General features: G+C 41.5%; 13 protein-coding genes. 9 read left to right on the top strand and 4 right to left on the bottom strand.

All coding sequences use genetic code 11. The annotated features are described in order from the left end of the window. Positions 1-40: 40 nt before the first annotated feature. Positions 41-3,919, bottom strand: coding sequence for a cobaltochelatase subunit CobN (gene cobN, locus ACE1CI_RS29965; RefSeq protein WP_496615924.1), 3,879 nt, complete (start codon positions 3,917-3,919; stop codon positions 41-43). A gap of 156 nt (positions 3,920-4,075) precedes the next feature. Between cobN and ACE1CI_RS29970 the strand changes: the two genes are divergently transcribed. After that, positions 4,076-6,508 carry a hybrid sensor histidine kinase/response regulator gene (locus tag ACE1CI_RS29970; protein ID WP_413262414.1) on the top strand — a complete coding sequence of 811 codons (2,433 nt, stop codon included), beginning with the start codon at positions 4,076-4,078 and terminating at the stop codon, positions 6,506-6,508. Beyond that, positions 6,501-7,178: an N-acetylmannosamine-6-phosphate 2-epimerase gene (locus ACE1CI_RS29975; RefSeq protein WP_413262415.1), complete on the top strand. Its 678-nt coding sequence runs from the start codon at positions 6,501-6,503 to the stop codon at positions 7,176-7,178. Before ACE1CI_RS29970 ends, ACE1CI_RS29975 begins: the two co-directional genes overlap by 8 nt. A 37-nt stretch (positions 7,179-7,215) precedes the next feature. Here the strand turns inward: ACE1CI_RS29975 and ACE1CI_RS29980 are convergent, their stop codons facing one another. After that, the gene (locus tag ACE1CI_RS29980; RefSeq protein WP_413262416.1) at positions 7,216-8,517 is read right to left on the bottom strand and encodes a hypothetical protein; all 1,302 of its coding nucleotides are present in this window, start codon (positions 8,515-8,517) and stop codon (positions 7,216-7,218) included. A 166-nt stretch (positions 8,518-8,683) separates the two neighbouring features. Between ACE1CI_RS29980 and ACE1CI_RS29985 the strand changes: the two genes are divergently transcribed. Genes ACE1CI_RS29985 through ACE1CI_RS29995 form a run of 3 tightly spaced genes read left to right on the top strand, consistent with a single transcriptional unit; the run spans position 8,684 to position 11,593 of the window. Continuing rightward, complete coding sequence (locus ACE1CI_RS29985) at positions 8,684-9,592, top strand: metallophosphoesterase family protein (RefSeq protein ID WP_413262417.1); 909 nt, start codon at positions 8,684-8,686, stop codon at positions 9,590-9,592. 28 nt (positions 9,593-9,620) lie between these two features. After that, the gene (locus ACE1CI_RS29990) at positions 9,621-10,940 is read left to right on the top strand and encodes an AAA family ATPase (protein ID WP_413262418.1); all 1,320 of its coding nucleotides are present in this window, start codon (positions 9,621-9,623) and stop codon (positions 10,938-10,940) included. Then, positions 10,937-11,593 (top strand): retron system putative HNH endonuclease, encoded by a 657-nt coding sequence (locus ACE1CI_RS29995; RefSeq protein WP_413262419.1) that lies wholly within the window; start codon positions 10,937-10,939, stop codon positions 11,591-11,593. The genes ACE1CI_RS29990 and ACE1CI_RS29995 overlap by 4 nt, the downstream gene beginning before the upstream one ends. Here ACE1CI_RS29995 and ACE1CI_RS30000 read toward each other — a convergent pair. Continuing rightward, complete coding sequence (locus ACE1CI_RS30000) at positions 11,590-12,414, bottom strand: DNA adenine methylase (protein WP_413262420.1); 825 nt, start codon at positions 12,412-12,414, stop codon at positions 11,590-11,592. The genes ACE1CI_RS29995 and ACE1CI_RS30000 overlap by 4 nt on opposite strands. 73 nt (positions 12,415-12,487) lie before the next feature. Here ACE1CI_RS30000 and ACE1CI_RS30005 point away from each other — a divergent pair, with 73 nt between their 5' ends. Beyond that, complete coding sequence (locus ACE1CI_RS30005) at positions 12,488-13,312, top strand: D-alanyl-D-alanine carboxypeptidase family protein (protein ID WP_496615925.1); 825 nt, start codon at positions 12,488-12,490, stop codon at positions 13,310-13,312. A 118-nt stretch (positions 13,313-13,430) separates the two neighbouring features. Here the strand turns inward: ACE1CI_RS30005 and mrdA are convergent, their stop codons facing one another. Further along, positions 13,431-15,320, bottom strand: a complete 1,890-nt coding sequence (mrdA, locus tag ACE1CI_RS30010; RefSeq protein WP_459564005.1) for a penicillin-binding protein 2 — start codon at positions 15,318-15,320, stop codon at positions 13,431-13,433. 247 nt (positions 15,321-15,567) lie between these two features. Here mrdA and ACE1CI_RS30015 point away from each other — a divergent pair, with 247 nt between their 5' ends. The 3 genes from ACE1CI_RS30015 to ACE1CI_RS30025 all read left to right on the top strand — a co-directional run bounded on the left by ACE1CI_RS30015 (position 15,568) and on the right by ACE1CI_RS30025 (position 18,307). Then, a complete protein-coding gene (locus tag ACE1CI_RS30015; protein WP_413262423.1) occupies positions 15,568-16,698 on the top strand; it encodes an ABC transporter ATP-binding protein in 1,131 nt (376 codons plus the stop codon). A gap of 67 nt (positions 16,699-16,765) precedes the next feature. Next, positions 16,766-17,167, top strand: a complete 402-nt coding sequence (locus ACE1CI_RS30020) for a hypothetical protein (RefSeq protein WP_413262424.1) — start codon at positions 16,766-16,768, stop codon at positions 17,165-17,167. 39 nt (positions 17,168-17,206) lie between these two features. After that, positions 17,207-18,307 (top strand): ABC transporter substrate-binding protein, encoded by a 1,101-nt coding sequence (locus ACE1CI_RS30025; RefSeq protein ID WP_413262425.1) that lies wholly within the window; start codon positions 17,207-17,209, stop codon positions 18,305-18,307. The last annotated feature ends 23 nt before the right edge of the window (positions 18,308-18,330 follow it).

An 18,330-nucleotide genomic window follows, 5' to 3' on the forward strand; every position in this document is an offset into this window, starting at 1 on the left:
TATAACCAATGACCAATGACTAATGACTAATGACCAATGACTAATTACCTTCTATCTTTCCTTCTGCTTCGTGGACTATTGCTCTTAATTTATCTATTGTATCGCGATCGACATTTGACCACAAACCTCGCTGATTTGCTTCTAACAATCTTTCTGCCATATCTCGCAACGCCCAAGGGTTTTTTTGTTGAATAAATTCTTGGACTTCTGAGTTAAATAAATAATTTTCTGCTATTCCTTGATACATGAAATCTTCTACACAGTTTGCTGTTGCATCGTAAGCAAATAAATAATCAACTGTTGCGGACATTTCAAATGCACCTTTGTAACCGTGACGCATTACGCCAGCTATCCATTTTGGGTTAATCACACGGGAACGATAAACTTTGGCAATTTCCGCTTTTAATTGTTTAACTTTGGGGTTTTCAGGAATGGAATTATCACCGAAATAAGTTTGGGGATTTTTGCCAGTTAAAGCGCGAACTGATGCAGTTAAACCCCCTTGAAATTGATAGTAATCATCGGAGTCTAATAAATCGTGTTCGCGGTTATCTTGGTTATGTAATACTATTTGCATTTGGCGCAATCTTTCGGCAAAAGCTTCTGGCGCGGAGATCCCCCCTAACCCCCCTTGAGAAGCGGAGATCCCCCCTAACCCCCCTTGAGAAGCGGAGATCCCCCCTAACCCCCCTTGAGAAGCGGAGATCCCCCCTAACCCCCCTTGAGAAGCGGAGATCCCCCCTAACCCCCCTTGAGAAGGGGGGGAATTTTTGTTAGAGCTAGTATAAGCGTAACTACTCCAGTTAATATAAGCGCGGGCTAAATCTTGGTCATCTTGCCAATTTTGGGATTCGATTAAACCTTGTAAACCTGCACCATAAGCACCGGGTTTTGAACCGAAAATGCGAAATTGCGATCGCATTTTTGCCTGTTCTTCACTCAACCCAGCATTTACCCAAACTTCCGTTTCTTGCTTAACTTTTGCCGCTAAAGGGTTATCTTCCGGCGACTCATTTAATGCTGCAACTGCGGTTACTGCTTGGTCGAATAAATCAATTAAATTGGGAAAAGCATCGCGGAAAAAACCCGAAATTCGCAAGGTGACATCGACGCGAGGACGACCTAAAACTGAAACTGGTAATATTTCAAAATCTACCACTCGTCGCGCTACTCCATCCCAAATTGGACGCACTCCTAATAATGCTAACGCTTCTGCTAAATCATCGCCACCTGTTCGCATTGTGGAAGTTCCCCAAATAGATAAACCCAGAGTTTTGGGATATTCTCCATTTTCTTGAGTGTATCTTTCAATTAATACTTCTGCCGCTTTTCGACCAATATCCCAAGCGGTTTCTGTGGGAATGGCGCGAATATCAACTGAGTAAAAGTTGCGTCCAGTTGGTAACACTTCCGGGCGACCTCTTGTAGGTGCGCCGGAAGGTGCGGGAGGGACAAATTTACCGTCTAAACCTTGTAATAAATTGGTGATTTCTTGTCCAGTTTTTTGTAATGCGGGAAGGAGATAGTCACCGATCCAAGTTAATTCTTTTTGGGTCATTTGTCCTTGGTCATTGGTCATTTGTTCTTGGTCATTTGTGATTAGGTTTTCTACTAATTTGGCAGCGTGTTCTTCCAAAATTTCTACCACATCACCCACAGTCCGACATTTACCAATGACAAATGACGAATGACTAATAACCAATGACAAATCATCTGTTAATGGGTCAATTTCTAAACCCCAATCTTTAGCAATGGCGCGAGTTAACCCGATGCGGTTACTACCAGGATGTCGCGCAATAGCAACGATTAAATCTCTTAATTGTCGCCCTGGGGGACATTGCCCAAAAATATGCAAACCGTCCCGAATTTGCGCCTCTTTCAATTCACACAAATAACCGTCCATTTGGGGAATCACCTCTGTTAATTCCCCTGACCCCAATTCTAAACGCAAATTCTCTGCTAATATTAGCTGAGAAATGCGATCGCATATCACCCCCAACCGAGAAGGGTCTAAATTTTGCGCCTCGTAATATTCATCAATTAAATTCTCTAACTTATGCAAATTACCATATAATTCTGCCCTCGTCATTGGCGGTGTTAAATGGTCAATAATCACCGCTTGGGCGCGACGTTTCGCTTGGGAACCTTCACCTGGATCGTTAACAATAAAAGGATAAAAATGCGGAATTGCGCCTAATGCTACTTCTGGGTAACAATTACTCGAAAGGGCGACACTTTTACCTGGCAACCATTCCAAATTACCATGTTTTCCTACATGAACGATCGCATCCACCCCAAAATGTTTTCTCACCCAATAATAAAAAGCTAAATAATCATGGGTTGGTTCTAAATCTGGCGCATGATAATTTAAACTAGGGTCAATATCATAACCCCGACTTGGTTGAATTCCCACAAATATATTACCTAACTGAATTCCCGGAATGGGAAAAGATGAAAACTCAGCAATTCCCCATCTTTCAATTATCCCTTGTTGGACGGACAAAGGAAGATTAGCAAAATATTCTTGGTATTCTGTTAAAGATAATACTTGATTTGGCGATCGCAATTCCTTCCCTTCTGGATCGTTAGTAATTCCCGCAGTTAATCTATTAATTAAATCATCTCCAGTTTCCGGCAAATTTCCCACCACATAACCAGCATTTTCTAAAGCTTTCAGGATTTCCACACAACTAGCAGGCGTATCCAAACCTACACCATTTGCCAACCTGCCATCACGAGTGGGATAGTTCGCTAAAATTAAAGCAACCTTGCGTTCTGCTGGAATTTTTTGCCGCAAATTTACCCAACTTGCAGCTAAGTCAGCAACAAAATTAATCCGGTCTAAATTTGGTTCATATCCAACTACATCTGTTTCTAAACTAGGATGTTTAGACTGTACCGCTTTAAAAGAAACTACCCGACTAATAACTCTCCCATCTACCTCTGGTAACGCCACATTCATCGCCATATCTCTTGGCGAAAGTCCCTGAAAACCAGATTCCCATTGTTCAGAAGTTCCTCCACTAAAAATTACTTGTAAAACTGGTACATCTGAGGAATTTGGCGTTAACTCAAAATTGCTAATTGTCCGTTCAAAATTATTAACTGAAAAGCTGGTAGTATTGAGTAAAATTTGAATTGGTGCAGCATCCTTTGGGTGAAAATATTCCTCTAATTCAGCTTGCACATCGGGATCTCGTAAAGAAGAAACAAAAACGGGCACTGGGGCTAAATCTTTTGTCATTAAAGCATGACACAAAGCATCAATGGGAGCGGTATTTCCTGCTAAATAATGAGCGCGGTAAAATAAGACACCAACTTTAGGGATTAAATTTAAGTGTTTATACCCTGTTCCTGACTGTTCTTGCTGCCAAGAATAGATTCCTACTCGCGGAACTTCCTGCGGAGGCGGGGGATTGTAATTTGTTTGGCAGCAAACATCAACAACAAACTTTAAAGCATTGACAAAATTATTTACACCGCCCTCGTTGAAATAGCGCCACAACTGATTTACCCCTACCAGGGAAACATTAGAATGACTAATTAAATCGGGGTCTGGACGGTCATCCCCAGGCATGATAATTAACTTTGCCTTTGTTTGTTGTACCGTCTCCCGCACCACTTCTAAACCATAAGACCAGTAGGAACGTCCTCCCAGTAGGCGAATAATGATAATCTGGGCTTTTGCTAATACTTGGGTGGCGTAAGTATCAATACTCAGTTGTTGCTGTAATTGTAAAAGATTGACGACTCGCAGTTCGGGAAAATCTGCTGGCAGTTTGCCTACAGCCGCTGCTAGAGTTTGAATATCCGTATCCGCAGCTGTTAGGAATACAATAGGAGCAGGCGTTTGCTCAATGAAAATCACTCCTTGTTCTGTAAAATTCCATCCTCCGGGGGTAGCAGCTAAACGATGCACAAGTTTACCTCAATGATTACGGTTTTTTACGAGCTTTCGGCTATACATTAGTAAAAGAAACTGTTTATACTTGCCTTAATCCATGATGAATCATTAAGAACCATGATTGGAGTCAGATTTAGTAAAGCTTACTGCTTCTTTATGTAAACGGCTAAAATGCTGAGTTATCAAAATTTTATTTTACGGCGGAATTTATCGCTAACCTCTTTTAATGGACTACGAACCGTGTTTGGGCAAATGGCACAAAGGGTCGGAGAAGGTAATTTGCTTTTGACTGAAGATGTGCTATCTACCCTGACAGTTAGACCACAACAAATAGAGGAAAAATTTATTTTGTTGGTGTCAGAAGAGTTTAGTGGTCTACTGGTGGCAACGCAACAGTTAGAAGAGAGTTCGTGGGAAGATGCAGAAGATAGATTATACCAGGTAGGATTAACTTTTGCACCAGAAGCGATCGCAGAATTTCTCGCTCAGTTGAGTAGTTTCCTCAAAGATCATCCGATCGCGGAAAAAAGTCTTCAAGAAGCAAGTCAAATTCTCGGTCCGAATGATGCCAATCTACAAAGCGAATTTACTCTTTCCTTGCTGGAAGTTATTGCAAATGAAAATAATAAAATCTTTTCTGAACAGGCAATCTATCCTTTTGTTTCTGTCTGTAAACCTGTGCATGAAGCTTTAGAACAACAGGTGGAACAAGAGAGATTATTGAATCAGGTAACAACCCAAATTCGCCAGAGTTTAGAATTACCTGTAATCTTAGAAACAGCTGTAGAACAGGTGAGGAAATTTTTACAGACCGATCGCTTATTAATTTATCAGTTTGAACAGCCTTTATCTTCAGTTAAAAGCATAGAAATAACCGAAAAAGATATTTTAAGTTTTTATGAACTAGCGGCAAGACAAGAATTACATCCAGAAGCATCGAATTTAATTAAACCAGAAAATAACAATCAATTAGAGCAGGACTTTGAGCAGGAAGTAAGCGATCGCAAAATTTGGGGACGAGTTACTTATGAAGCCAGATATTCTCATGATATCCCCTCAGTCTTAGGTTTTTCTGAAGAAGAACGTTGTTTTACTTATGTACCAAACTGTCGAGAAAGATACCGAAAAGGCTTCACCTTAGCAGTCAAAGATACTGAAAGTGCCTATATTTTTCATCCCTGCTTATTGCAATTAATGCGGCATTCTCAAGTGAGAGCCAAGTTAGTTGTACCAATTTTAATTCAAGAACAACTTTGGGGTTTATTAATTGCTCACCAATGTTTTGAACCGCGAGAATGGCAAGAGAAAGAGAAAAAATTCCTGGCACATATTGCTGAACATTTGGCGATCGCAATTTACCAAGCACAACTTTATGCCCAAGTGCAACAACAAAAACAAACATTAGAGAAAAGGGTGATCGATCGCACCCAAGAACTACATGATGCCATGCTTTTGGCACAATCAGCCAACCGTGCCAAAACTGAATTCTTAGCCACAATGAGCCATGAATTACGCACACCTCTAACCTGTGTAATCGGCTTATCTGCTACCCTATTAAGATGGTCTTTTGGGCAACTAAGTCAAAAACAAAGAGACTATTTACAAAGCATTCACGACAACGGCGAACACCTCCTCGAATTAATTAACGATATTTTAGAATTATCTCAACTAGAAGCTGGGAAAACTGTTTTAAATATCAGCGAATTTTCACTCTCGCAATTAGCACATCAAGAAATCATCAACTTGAGACCAAAAGCTAACCAAAGAGGAGTAGAATTAGCAATAGCAGTTAAACTTGATGCCAAAAGCGATCGCTTTTTAGCCGATGATAGAAGAGTGAGGCAAATTCTCTACAACTTATTGAGTAACGGCATTAAATTCACTCCCCAAGGAGGCAGAGTAATATTGCGAGTTTGGCGAGAAGGCGATCGCGCAGTTTTGCAAGTAGAAGATACAGGAATAGGCATTCCCGAACACCAAAAACATTTGCTTTTCCAAAAATTTCAACAACTAGATAGTTCCTACCGTCGTCAATACGAAGGAACAGGATTAGGATTAGCTTTAACTAAACAATTGGTAGAACTTCACGACGGGAGAATTGAAGTTAACTCTACTGTTGATGTCGGTTCAATTTTTACTGTGTGGTTGCCAAAACAACAATACCTTGTTAGCCATAAAACTGAATCTCAATCATCATCTTATACTAAAGAAGAAAGATTAATCAACCTAAACTTTCCCGCCGGAAGAATCGTTGTTATTGAAAATCATGAAGAAACAGCCACTTTAATTTGTGAAATTTTAACTGCTGCTGGCTTTCAAGTAGTATGGTTATTAGAAGCGTCTACCGCAATGAAGCAAATAGAAATTTTGCAACCTTTAATAGTCATTTTGGACTGGCAACTCTCAGGAACTAATGGCAAAGAATTAGTTGAACAAATTCGCAGTTTACCGGGTATGCAGGATGTGAAAATCCTAGCTTTGACCAACAAAATATCATCGGAGAATCTAGTATTAGGAGCAAACAATTACTTACTTAAACCAATTTTACCCCAAAGTTTATTACACAAAATTCAACTACTAATGATGAATCCTATAAATGAATAAAAACTCATTACAGTCATTAAATAAAACTTTAATAGTTTCCTGTCAAGCGCCAGTAGAATCTCCCCTACACGATCCTTATGTGATTGCAGCAATGGCAAAAGCAGCGGTACTGGGTGGCGCAGCAGCAGTCAGAATTGATACACCAGCACATATAACAGCAACACGCCAAAAAATATCAGCCCCAATTATTGGACTTTGGAAACAACAAATCCCTGGCTATGAGGTGTATATTACCCCACAATTTAATCATGCAGAAGCGATCGCAATAGCCGGAGCAGATATCATAGCAATTGACGCTACCTTGAGAGAACGTCCCCATCAAGAACAACTAACCACAATAATCTCCCGCATTCACCAAGAATTAGGTAAATTAGTCATGGCAGATATAGACACCATAGAAGCAGCAATAGCCGCTGCCAATGCGGGTGCTGATATCGTCGGTACCACCCTTTACGGCTACACAAAAGAAACAAAACACCTCTCCCCCCCAGGCTTTCAACTATTAGCAGAAATGGTGCAAAAACTCCAAGTTCCCGTAATTTGCGAAGGCGGTATTTCCTCCCCAGAAATGGCAAAACAAGCCCTAAAAATCGGCGCTTTCGCCGTAGTCGTCGGCACAGACATCACCGGAATTGATGCCAAACTCAAACAGTACGTAGTTGCGCTTTAGCGCTAGGAAGAGCGCCCAAGCGCAACTACGTACCTTGTTAACTGATTCCGGCTAATTTTCTTTGCCAAATAATCATATTAGAACCAATCACCGGGGAACGAGCTACCAGCCTACCTTGAGTATCGTTAATTTCCAACTTCTCAAAGTCCAATTCTTGAGAACGTTGCCACATCTGGGCAGCTAACTGATCCTGTTTAGCAGAATCAAAAGTGTACCAATCATTAGCAACTTGAAGACTTAAAAAATTATTCGGAAAATCAGCTTTAATTCCCACAATTAAACCATCAGCAAATCCACCCACAATATCAGTAACTTGGTTTTGAATTGCCACAATTAAACTTTGTTCAGGTGTCAATACTGGCGGCGGTGGTGGCAAAGTTTCTATTATTTCAGGTGGCTTAGGTTCTGTTAATTCCAGCGGCGCTTCAATTCCTGATGCTACCTTTTCCTCCTCTGGTACAGGTGTGAATACAGGAGTTTCTGACGGTGAGGTAATTTCCGACGGCACAGGTATTTCGGAAACTGGGGTTTCTTCCGGTAGTACAGCCACTTCCGGTGGAATGGTAGCTTCCGGTGGTGCTTCCAGTGGTGCTTCCGGTGGTATTGTCACCTCTGGCGGTGTGCTAGGAATTGTGGGGGGAACTTCCGCAACTTGTGGTGGTTTGGCGGGCGAAAGTAGGGAATTTACCCAGAATATGAGGATTAATACTAGAGCGATCGCGCCAGTCAAAACCGTATCATTAGGCAACTTCTCCCGCACAGACTGGGGCAAAATCTGACGCACCTTCGTCAAAACAGCCTTCCACAAACCCCAAATTTTACTGAGGAAACTCGGCTTTTTCTCTACTGGCGCTGCCTTAGCCGTAGTTTCTGCCGTTGACACAGGCGCAGCAGTCGTTGCTGCTGGTAACGTTTCCCCCACCGGAGTAGAAACATTTATTCCCGCTGCTGGTAACGTATCGGTTAACGGGCTCGGAACAGTTAATTCCGCTGCTGATAACGTATCGGTTAACGGGCTCGGAACAGTTAATTCCGCTGCTGATAACGTATCGGTTAACGGGCTCGGAACAGTTAATTCCGCTGCTGATAACGTATCTGTTAGCAGACTTGGAACATTTATTCCCTCTGCTGGTAACGCATCGGTTAACGGGCTCGGAACATTTATTCCCTCTGCTGGTAACGTATCGGTTAACGGACTCGGAACAGTTAATTCCTCTGCTGGTAACGTATCGGTTAGCGGACTCGGAACAGGTACAGCTGTTTCTGGTGGCAAACTAGCAGCAGCGGGTATAGTGTCCTGAGTGCTAACTTCCGGCTGCTTTGGTTGATCTTGTGACATGAAATCTCTTTAAATTAAGGGAGGTTTTAGCTTTTCTGACGCACCTTACAAAGTTATGTAAGAGTGACAGCTTTAGTCCTAAGATTCTTACAGAATGCTCTCTCCTGACCTAATCTATCATTTGCTATTCTGCTTTCGATCGAGTTATTGAGTTTAAGAATTTATTATGAACTTCAAGCGTCGTCAGTTCCTAGTTTTGGGCGGCTTAACTGGTTTGGGATTCAGCTTTTTAGGTAACTTTCTGCAAAGTTCCCCAGCCGAAAGTGCAGATACCCAATTATCCAACGCCGTCCCGGAATTAGCCACCCCAACCACACCACCCCTATTCAGATTCGTTTCCGTCGCGGATACGGGTACTGGTACAAAAAGTCAGTATGCTGTAGCAGAAGCTATGTCTCGCTATCACCAAAAAAATCCCTACAACTTAGTAATTTTGGCAGGAGATAACATTTATAATCACGGGGAAATCGAAAAAATAGAAGCGGTTTTTGAGCGACCTTATCAATACTTATTAAATAAAGGAGTAAAATTTCGTGCTTGTTTAGGTAATCACGATGTTGCTACACAAAATGGCGATCCTCAAGTTAAGTATGCTGGGTTTAATATGCCAAGTCGCTACTATACTTTTCGTCATGATTCTGTACAATTTTTTGCTTTAGATACTAATGCTAATGCCGATTGGAAAAATCAGATGGTTTGGTTAGAAAAAGAACTAAGTCGCAGCGATGCGCCTTGGAAAATTGTGTTTGGGCATCACCAAATTTATTCTTCTGGTGTTTATGGGGTAAATCAACCTTTTATTAAGCAATTTACTCCGCTTTTCCAAAAATATAGAGTCCAACTTTATATTAATGGTCATGAGCATAATTATGAACGGACGCGATCGATCGATGGCACAACTTACATGATCACTGGTGGAGGTGCCGCAACTCGCCCAGTCGGACGTTCTGATTTTACGGAATATTCAGCAAGTCGCCTCAGTTTTGCAGCTTATGATGTGTATCGCGATCGCATTTTGATTAGCGCCATTGGGACCGATCATTCAGTGTTTGACACAGGTGTGATTAGTTTGTAGGTTTTGGCGATCGATTTGAGGAAAAACTATGAGAGTCAAACAATTAAAAATTTCCTCATTTCGAGGAATCGAAAATTTAATACTAGACTTTCCACCAGACGAACCAACCGTATTTATCGGCAACAACGGAGTAGGAAAATCCAGTATTTTGGATAGTCTAGCGATTCTTTTATCCTGGCTAATAGCACGTATTGAATTTGACCCTCAATCAAGAGTATCTATAGTTGACAGGAAAAATTTCCGATTTGGAGGGATTAGAGAAGGAGAACTGGCAAATGGACGTTCTTTTAAAGCAACAGACATTAAGAAAGGAGAGAATAAAGTACTACAAATATTAAATTTTTTATTTGATTCACAAGAAATTGGTTGGTATATTACTGCAAGTGAAATAGACAATAATACCCATACAACTTGTGAACTGGGAATTTTAGAGCAACTTACTCAAAACTTACGTAATCAGTGGCAAACAGATCCCAAAGCTAATTTACCTTTGGCAGTTTACTACCCGATCAATCGTGCAGTTTTTGAAATATCTTTAGAGATACCGGATAACTATTCACCCAAACAAATAGACGCTTATCAAAAAGCGCTTGATGGAGCACAAATCACCTTTGAGAGCTTCTTCCAATGGTTCAGAATTTTGGAAGATTTAGAAAATGAAGAACGAAGAGATCGCCCAAACTACCTAAATCATCAATTAGAAGCAGTTAGACAAGCCATTTATTCATTAATACCAGAATTTTCTAACCTGCGTGTTCGTCGTTCTCCCCTACGAATGACTGTCACAAAACAAGGTCAAGAATTTACAGTAAATCAATTATCGGATGGGGAAAAATGCTTGTTAGCGATGGTAGGAGATTTAGCAAGGCGTTTAGCAATTGCTAATCCAGGTTTATCTAATCCTTTAGAAGGTGAAGGAGTAGTTTTAATAGACGAAATTGAACTACATCTTCATCCTAAATGGCAAAGGGAAATTATTCCCGCTTTAACTAGAACTTTCCCTAATTGTCAGTTTATTGTAACTACTCATTCACCCCAAGTAGTTAGTCATGTAAAACCAGAGGGAATTTTCATTTTAGAAGCAACATCTGAAGGTATAATTGCTAAAAAGCCAGAAAGTTCTTTTGGGAGAGATAGCAATCAAATTCTAGAAGATATTATGGGCGTTCCCGATCGTCCTCAGCAAATTAAAAATAGCTTACGCCAACTATTTCAACTAATAGACGCTGGAAATCTAGAAGCTGCAAAAGAATTGCGCCATCAAATATCTGAAGAAATTGGCTCTGATGAACCGGAGTTTGTGAGAGCAGATGTACTGATGCGGCGAAAGGAAATTCTCAATCGATGAAGTACATCAAAAAAGGCAAAGAACCAGAAGAATTTACTAATTGGAAGAACTTGGAAAATGATGATTGGAAACCTAATTGGGATGATAACTTCCAAGCACCAGAAAAACCTATTGTCCATGAAGCATTACTAAAAGAACAAGGTTATATTTGTTGCTATTGTGGAATGCGTATTAACAGAAAAAGCAGTCATATTGAACATTTAAAACCTCGTACTGCTTACCCAGATTTAGCTTTAGATTACACAAATCTGATTGCTTCATGTCAAGGAGAAAGCGAACAACCTCCCCCTCAACCTGTACATTGTGGGCATAAGAAACGCTACTGGTATGATGAAAATTTCATGGTTTCGCCTTTAGATGCTAACTGTGAAAATTTTTTTAGATATTCTGGTTTTGGAGATATCTTACCAACAGATGAATCAAATCAAAAAGCTGCTGCTGAAACAACTATTGAGCAATTAGGATTAAATATCCCCAAGCTGACGAGGATGCGTCGTGAAGCAATTGATGGAATTTTGCAAGCTATTCAAGGTTTAACGAATGAGGAGATAAAGGAGTTTGCAGAAGCTTTGAAAAATCTTGATACTAATGGACAGTGTACACCTTTTTGTTTTGTTATTACTTATATCCTAAACCAATATTTAATTCCTTAATAATTCATCACCAAAACCTCTTTGATTTTCCCCCGTTTATTGCCCTTAGAATTAATTGCTCTTGTCGCCAAGATTTCCTGAGTGGGGAAATCTCTGTATAATTCCCGAATAAATTCACAATTTGAATTAGATAACATGACTTTTACGCCTTTGCTAGTAAGTTCTACAAATACATCTTTTAATTTAACTTGTTCGACTTCGGTAAAAGCAAAACGGCTGTAAGCTGTAAAATTACTAGTTGTACTTATGGGATAATATGGTGGATCAAAATAAACAAAGTCATCTTTTTTAGCCCAGTGCAAAACTTCTGTAAAACCAGAGACTTGAATTTTGCTCGATCGCAGTGCCTCAGAAACAGAACGCAGTAAATCAGGCTGACAAATTTGGGGATTTTTATATTTGCCCATTGGCACGTTAAATTTACCTTGGGAATTTTCTCGATATAATCCATTGAAACAAGTTTTGTTCAAATAAATTAACCGAGCAGCTTTTTCCAGAGAGGTTTGGTAATTTTGCGATCGCATCCAGTAATAATAATCTTTATCATGTTTCTCCTGATGCCGTGCTAACAACTCAATTAGCGACTCCACATCATCTCTCACACAACAATAAACATTAATCAACTCTGGATTAATATCACTCAAAACCGCCCCTTGGGGCAACAGGTGAAAAAATACCGCCCCTCCACCCAAAAACGGCTCATAGTAAGTGTTAAACTTTTGGGGAAAATAGGGAATATATTGCTCAATTAACTGACTTTTACCCCCTGCCCACTTGAGAAAAGGACGAGGAGAAACCGATTCTGCCGGATTATGCGACATTAGTTTAGCGATTAATCGATCGGGGTTTACAATTGTTTAGACTAGAGTTTCTTAGAGAGTAGGAGTGACCTGCGTGGACAATCCCGACCTCGCCAGAAAGCGATCGCGAGTAGTACCCTCATTCGAGGATATCCCAGAGGCTTTACGGGAAGCGCCAACTACAGTACAAGAGCGTCGGAGGCACAAGTTCTGGCTGATTGCAGGACTAACAGGACTGGGAGTAATTGCTCTGTTTGCTGGATTTTTGTTTGCCACTTTCTTATCCTTAGAGCCAAATATAATTACCGCTAATAACACTCAGAGTAAAGATAATCCAAAAACACCTGCCTCAGCCCAATCAGGCAATGTATCGACCAAACAGCCCGATATAGTTGTAGGAGAATCTGGACATTTCGCTTATCAAGAAGCCCCACCCCAACAATTACAATCAATTACAGCCGATGGTCAAATTAAATTACGTCAACCAGCTGCCCAGAAATTTAAAGCAATGGTAGCAGCAGCTAGAGCGCAGGGAATTATTTTAGTACCTATTTCTGGTTTTCGGTCTGTAGCAGAGCAGCAACACCTGTTTTTTGATGTAAAAGCCCAACGTGGTCAAGCAGCAGCCGAACGAGCATCAGTCAGCGCCCCTCCAGGTTACAGCGAACATCACACAGGTTACGCAGTTGATATTGGTGATGGCAATGTCCCCGCCACCAACTTGAACCCCACATTTGAAAACACAGCTGCTTTTAAGTGGCCTCAAGCAAACGCCCCTCGCTTTAGCTTTGAGTTGTCTTTCCCCAAAAACAATCCCCAAGGCGTAAGTTACGAACCTTGGCATTGGCGTTTTGTCGGGGATAGACAAAGCCTGGAAACATTCTACAAAGCCAAAAATCTGGGTTCGAGTCGGAAGTAGGAGATCCAGGGACACAGGGGCACAGGGGACGCTCCCGACGCTGGGATAAGGAGAAGTAATTAACTCGTAACTCTGTAGGGGCAATTCATGAATTGCCCCTACAACTCAAAACTTTCTTCTACCTTCTGCCTTGAACCCTCCGCCTTCTGCCTTCGCTTCTGCCTTCGCTTCTACCTTCGCTTCTACCTTCGCTTTTGCCTTCTGTCTTCTTTCCTTTTTCCTTTGCTTGGGTGGCTTCTTTTTGCTTGAAGTAGGCTTCTAAAACTTTTAGGACTTTGGGGGCGCAAAAACTACCACCACCACCGCCGGAGTGTTCGCCAAATGCGACTACAACAATTTCAGGATTATCTGCTGGGGCATAAGCACCGAACCAAGTGTGGACTTTTTTGCCATGTCCGACTTCGGAAGTGCCACTTTTACCCGCAGCTGGGGGGATTGTCTCTACATGCAAAGCTTTGCCTGTACCACTAGTTACTGTAGCTCGTAAACCTTTCTGGAGAACTTCTACGGTTGTGGGCTTCATATTTAAAGATTCCCGCCAGCTTCTCGCTTCCTCGTTATCTTTGAGGATATGGGGTTGGACGCGATAACCACCATTGGCAGGGACGGCAAACATGACTGCTAGTTGTAATGGTGTGGTTTGTAAGAAGCCTTGACCGATCGACATATTCACAGTATCGCCTAGCGTCCATTCGTATTTCATCCGCCTCAGTTTCCACTCATTATCCGGGACTAAACCAGCAACTTCTTCTTTTTTCAACTCTACGCCTGTTTCTTTCCCAAAGCCAAACTTTCTCGTCCACTCAATCAAAGTTGGCCCACCGACTCGCATCCCCACTTGGTAAAAGAAGGTGTCGCTACTCCACTTCATTGCTCCCACAAATCCCAAGGGGCCAAAACCCGCTCGGTTCCAATCAGCAAACCAAATTCCCCCTACCCTAATCGCTGGGTAGGTTCGCAAGATTGTATCTGGGGAAAACTTCCCTGATTCTAAACCTGCTGTTGTGGTGACAATTTTAAATGTACTGGCGGGGGGAAACGCTTGGAGCGATCGATTGACAAAAGGATGATCTTTTGCTTGGACTTTTCTCCAAGTTTCTTTGTCAATCCGCGAGGAAAAAATATTCGGGTCAAAAGCGGGGCGAGAAACCATTGCTAAAATTGCCCCATTTCTGGGGTCCATTGCGATGATTGAGCCTTTATTTTCTCCTAAAATCGCTTCTGCTGCCTTTTGTAATTCCAAGTCTAGGGTTAAATGTACGTTTTTCCCAGGCTTAGAGGGCTTTTCGCCCAAAATCCTGATGATTTGTCCGCGCCCATCTACTTCCACTTGTTGCCCGCCCCAAGTGCCCCGCAATGTTGATTCAAAGGCATATTCGACTCCCATTTGCCCAACTACATCACCCATACGGTACCCTTCTTTGCGGCGTTTGTAGAGTTCGACATCGCTTAATTCACCTGTGTAACCGAGTACGTGAGCAGCTACTTCGCCGTTGGGGTAAACCCGCAAGGCTTCAATATCGACGCTGACTCCTTGTAGTTCGTTTCTGGATTCCTCTAGGGCGGTAATTTGCTCAGGAGAGATATCTCTGGCAATTCTGACTAGGGTGGTAGCGTTTTCTCCTCCGGCGACTCGCTTTTGAATATCTGCTTCTGGAATGTCTAAAATCTGGGATAGGCGTTGGCGTGTCTTGGGCCAATGGGTGTCTTTATTGACTAGGGGCCAAAGGTATACTGAACGTGCTAGACGGCTACTGGCGAGGATTCTGCCTTTGCGATCGAAAATATTACCTCGTTCCGGTTGTTTGGGCATCAACCGAATCCGGTTATTTTCTGCTAATTCCCGGTTGCGTTTTCCTTCTACCAATTGCAGGTAAGCAAGACGACTACCAAGGGCTCCCACTAGTGTTAGGGAGATAATTATCATGACAATCAGCGATTGGTAACTACGTCCTACGGTACGAGTTCTCTGTGGGTTGTCTAGTGAGGAAGACTGAATCAAGGCCATATAGCAGAAGTTGACAGATGTTAAACGCCGAAAATCAATATGCTGGGGAAGTTATACCAGGTGCGATCGTAAAAGCAAAACAATACCTTTAAGAAATAGCACCAATGTTTATTTTTTACCAGCTGTGCATCTGGCTATAGCTTAGGGCAGAATGTCAAAATAAGCCAAGAACTATTTTGCTCCTGAATCAGTTGATTCAATCTGTTTTAATTTTGTAACTAGGGCATCTCTACAGGAAGTCGCCATTATGTCTCAAATTGCCGTCCAGAATCAAGATGCGAAGTACACTAACAAGGCGCTGGATGTTGAACTGCGTAAGGTTTTTAAGGTTTTCAACGGGGAAACTGCTGTCCGTGGGGTTGACTTGAATATCCACCAAGGCGAATTTTTTAGTATTCTTGGCCCTTCAGGGTGCGGTAAAACCACTACCTTACGTTTAATTGCTGGTTTTGAGTCGCCTTCTGCTGGTGAGGTGTTGATTCAAAATCAGTCGATGACTCATGTTCCTCCCTACCGTCGTCCCGTCAATACGGTGTTTCAAAGTTATGCGCTGTTTAATCATTTGACGGTGTGGGAAAATGTGGCTTTTGGTTTACGAATTAAACGCCTTAATAAAGCCGCGCTTGCCGATCGCGTTAAAAGTGCTCTCAAATTAGTCAAAATGGAATCATTAGCTAACCGTTTTCCCTCTCAACTTTCGGGAGGTCAACAGCAACGGGTAGCTTTAGCTAGGGCTTTGGTTAATCGTCCCGCTGTGTTGTTGTTAGATGAACCTTTGGGCGCACTGGATTTAAAATTGCGGAAGGAAATGCAAGTGGAATTATCAAATCTTCATCAAGATTTGGGGTTAACTTTTGTCATGGTAACTCACGATCAAGAAGAAGCTTTGAGTTTGAGCGATCGCATTTCCGTTATGCACGAAGGTAAAATCGAACAAATCGGTAGTCCTAGCGAAATTTATGAACGTCCCCAAACTGCTTTTGTGGCAGATTTTATTGGTGATACTAATCTGTTTCGCGGTCGCGTGATTGCTGTTGAAGGTTCAGATTTACAAGTTTTGACCGATAATAAAATGAAAATCTTTGTCCAAAAACAGGAATCTGCTCCGGTTTTTGGGTCTCAAGATCCTGTAGTTGTCAGTGTGCGACCGGAGAAAATTAAACTTAGTTTTGAGGCTCCTTGTTTAAAAGGTAACTGTTTTGCTGGACAGTTAAAAAATGTTATGTATTTGGGAACTCATGTTCATTGTTTGGTAGAACTGGATTCTGGCGATCGCCTGACGGTAAAGCAAGCTAATAATTTCGCTATACCGGATATGAATCAACCTGTCTATGTTTACTGGCATACTAGCGATTGTCTGGCTTTAGTCAATAGTTGAATCAGTTGATTAAATCCAGAAGTTCCTCTGATTCAATGATGCCCAATTCATCAGGATAAAGAGTAAAATGCTGGGATTAGATCAATTTTTGCAAGAGTTAGAATCTCACTGTCCAAAAACAGCGATCGCTACTTTCCTCAACAGTGAAGGAGAATGCTTTGTCGTCGATTTAACCCGGGAAGCAGACAAAGTAAAGTATGGTTACGATCGTCGTACTAAAGCATTATTTAGAACAAAGATCAGCCAAGGTTGTCATCCTTATGGTTCTCTGATTTTACGTTCTTTTACTGCGGAAACCGACGAGCTAACTCACTTACCTTATAAGGAACTCCGGGGTTATATTCTCAAAGCTTTTACCGATCGCTTAGAATTTGAAAAACTTTCTCCTGAAATGTTATTCGCCTGTCAAAATACCGATGCCGAAACAGGCGAACCTTTACCCTTAGAACAATCAGTGCGCTACTGTTAAAGCAGTAGGAAAAATCGCTCGCCATCTACCAATTTAACAATGAAAAGTCTGGCTTTAAAACGACGTAATTTTCTCAAAACAGCAGTAGCAGCTACTTCAGGATTAGTGCTTTCTAGTTGTGGCTGGACTTTGGCTCAAGTAAGACCTGCCACCAGTGAGAAAGGTAATCCTAATAAATTATATATTTACACTTGGTCTGGTTATACTAATAACGAGTTACTAAATAAATTTACGGAAAATACTGGTGTAGCAGCAATCGCCAATGTTTTTGATTCTAATGAAGCGATGTTAGCTAAAATTCAGGCGGGTGGTGGTGCTGACTATAGCATTATTTATCCTTCTGATTATATGGTCAGACAAATGTTAGAGTTGGGTTTGTTAAGGGAATTAGACCACGAGCGCCTCAGTGGTTTAAATTATTTGATGCCCCAATTTAAAAACCCCGAATATGACCCAGGAAACCGTCATAGTGTACCAGTTAGTTGGGGAACAACCGGGTTAATTTATAATAGCAAAAAACTCCCGAAACCGCCAGAAGATTGGGAGTATTTGTGGCAAAATCAACAAATATTAGCTAAACGCATGACTTTAATGGATGACGTGCGGGAAGTTATGGGAGCGACTTTACGAATGATGGGTTATTCTTATAATTCCACTAATCCCCAAGAAGTGAGAAAAGCTTATGAAAAATTGAAGGTTTTAAAGCCTGCGATCGCATCTTTTACCACCGATGCTTGGAAAGAACAAATCTTAGCAGGAGACTTATTAATAGCAATGGGTTATTCAGCGGATGCGATGGAAGTAATCGAAGAAAACCCAGATTTAAAATATGCAATTCCCCGCAGTGGAACATCCCTGTGGACAGATACAATGGTAATTCCCAAAAATGCACCCAATGCCGATGCAGCTTATGCTTGGATTAATTTTATGTTAGAACCTTCGGTGGCGGCACTAGTTACAGAAACTTTAAACTTTGCCACAGCAAATAATACCGCACTCAAACAGTTACCAGAAAAAATAGTCAAAAATACTACCTTATTTCCCCCAGAATCAGTGATAGCAAAATCAGAAAGAATAACTCCAGTTGGTAAATTTAGTGAAGTTTACGATAACTACTGGACTCAACTAAGAAGCAGCTAAAATCGCCATTCCAAACCCCAATC

It is taken from the genome of Floridaenema flaviceps BLCC-F50, from assembly GCF_041929275.2.
GTDB lineage: Bacteria > Cyanobacteriota > Cyanobacteriia > Cyanobacteriales > Aerosakkonemataceae > Floridanema > Floridanema flaviceps.

Excerpts from the sequence above, each read along its gene's own strand:
- ACE1CI_RS29990 (WP_413262418.1), top strand. The coding sequence starts at position 9,621 with ATGAGAGTCAAACAATTAAAAATTTCCTCATTTCGAGGAATCGAAAAT.
- ACE1CI_RS29995 (WP_413262419.1), top strand. The coding sequence starts at position 10,937 with ATGAAGTACATCAAAAAAGGCAAAGAACCAGAAGAATTTACTAATTGG.
- ACE1CI_RS30000 (WP_413262420.1), bottom strand. The coding sequence starts at position 12,414 with ATGTCGCATAATCCGGCAGAATCGGTTTCTCCTCGTCCTTTTCTCAAG.
- mrdA (WP_459564005.1), bottom strand. The coding sequence starts at position 15,320 with ATGGCCTTGATTCAGTCTTCCTCACTAGACAACCCACAGAGAACTCGT.
- ACE1CI_RS29975 (WP_413262415.1), top strand. The coding sequence starts at position 6,501 with ATGAATAAAAACTCATTACAGTCATTAAATAAAACTTTAATAGTTTCC.
- ACE1CI_RS29970 (WP_413262414.1), top strand. The coding sequence starts at position 4,076 with ATGCTGAGTTATCAAAATTTTATTTTACGGCGGAATTTATCGCTAACC.
- ACE1CI_RS29980 (WP_413262416.1), bottom strand. The coding sequence starts at position 8,517 with ATGTCACAAGATCAACCAAAGCAGCCGGAAGTTAGCACTCAGGACACT.
- ACE1CI_RS29985 (WP_413262417.1), top strand. The coding sequence starts at position 8,684 with ATGAACTTCAAGCGTCGTCAGTTCCTAGTTTTGGGCGGCTTAACTGGT.
- ACE1CI_RS30025 (WP_413262425.1), top strand. The coding sequence starts at position 17,207 with ATGAAAAGTCTGGCTTTAAAACGACGTAATTTTCTCAAAACAGCAGTA.
- ACE1CI_RS30015 (WP_413262423.1), top strand. The coding sequence starts at position 15,568 with ATGTCTCAAATTGCCGTCCAGAATCAAGATGCGAAGTACACTAACAAG.
- ACE1CI_RS30020 (WP_413262424.1), top strand. The coding sequence starts at position 16,766 with ATGCTGGGATTAGATCAATTTTTGCAAGAGTTAGAATCTCACTGTCCA.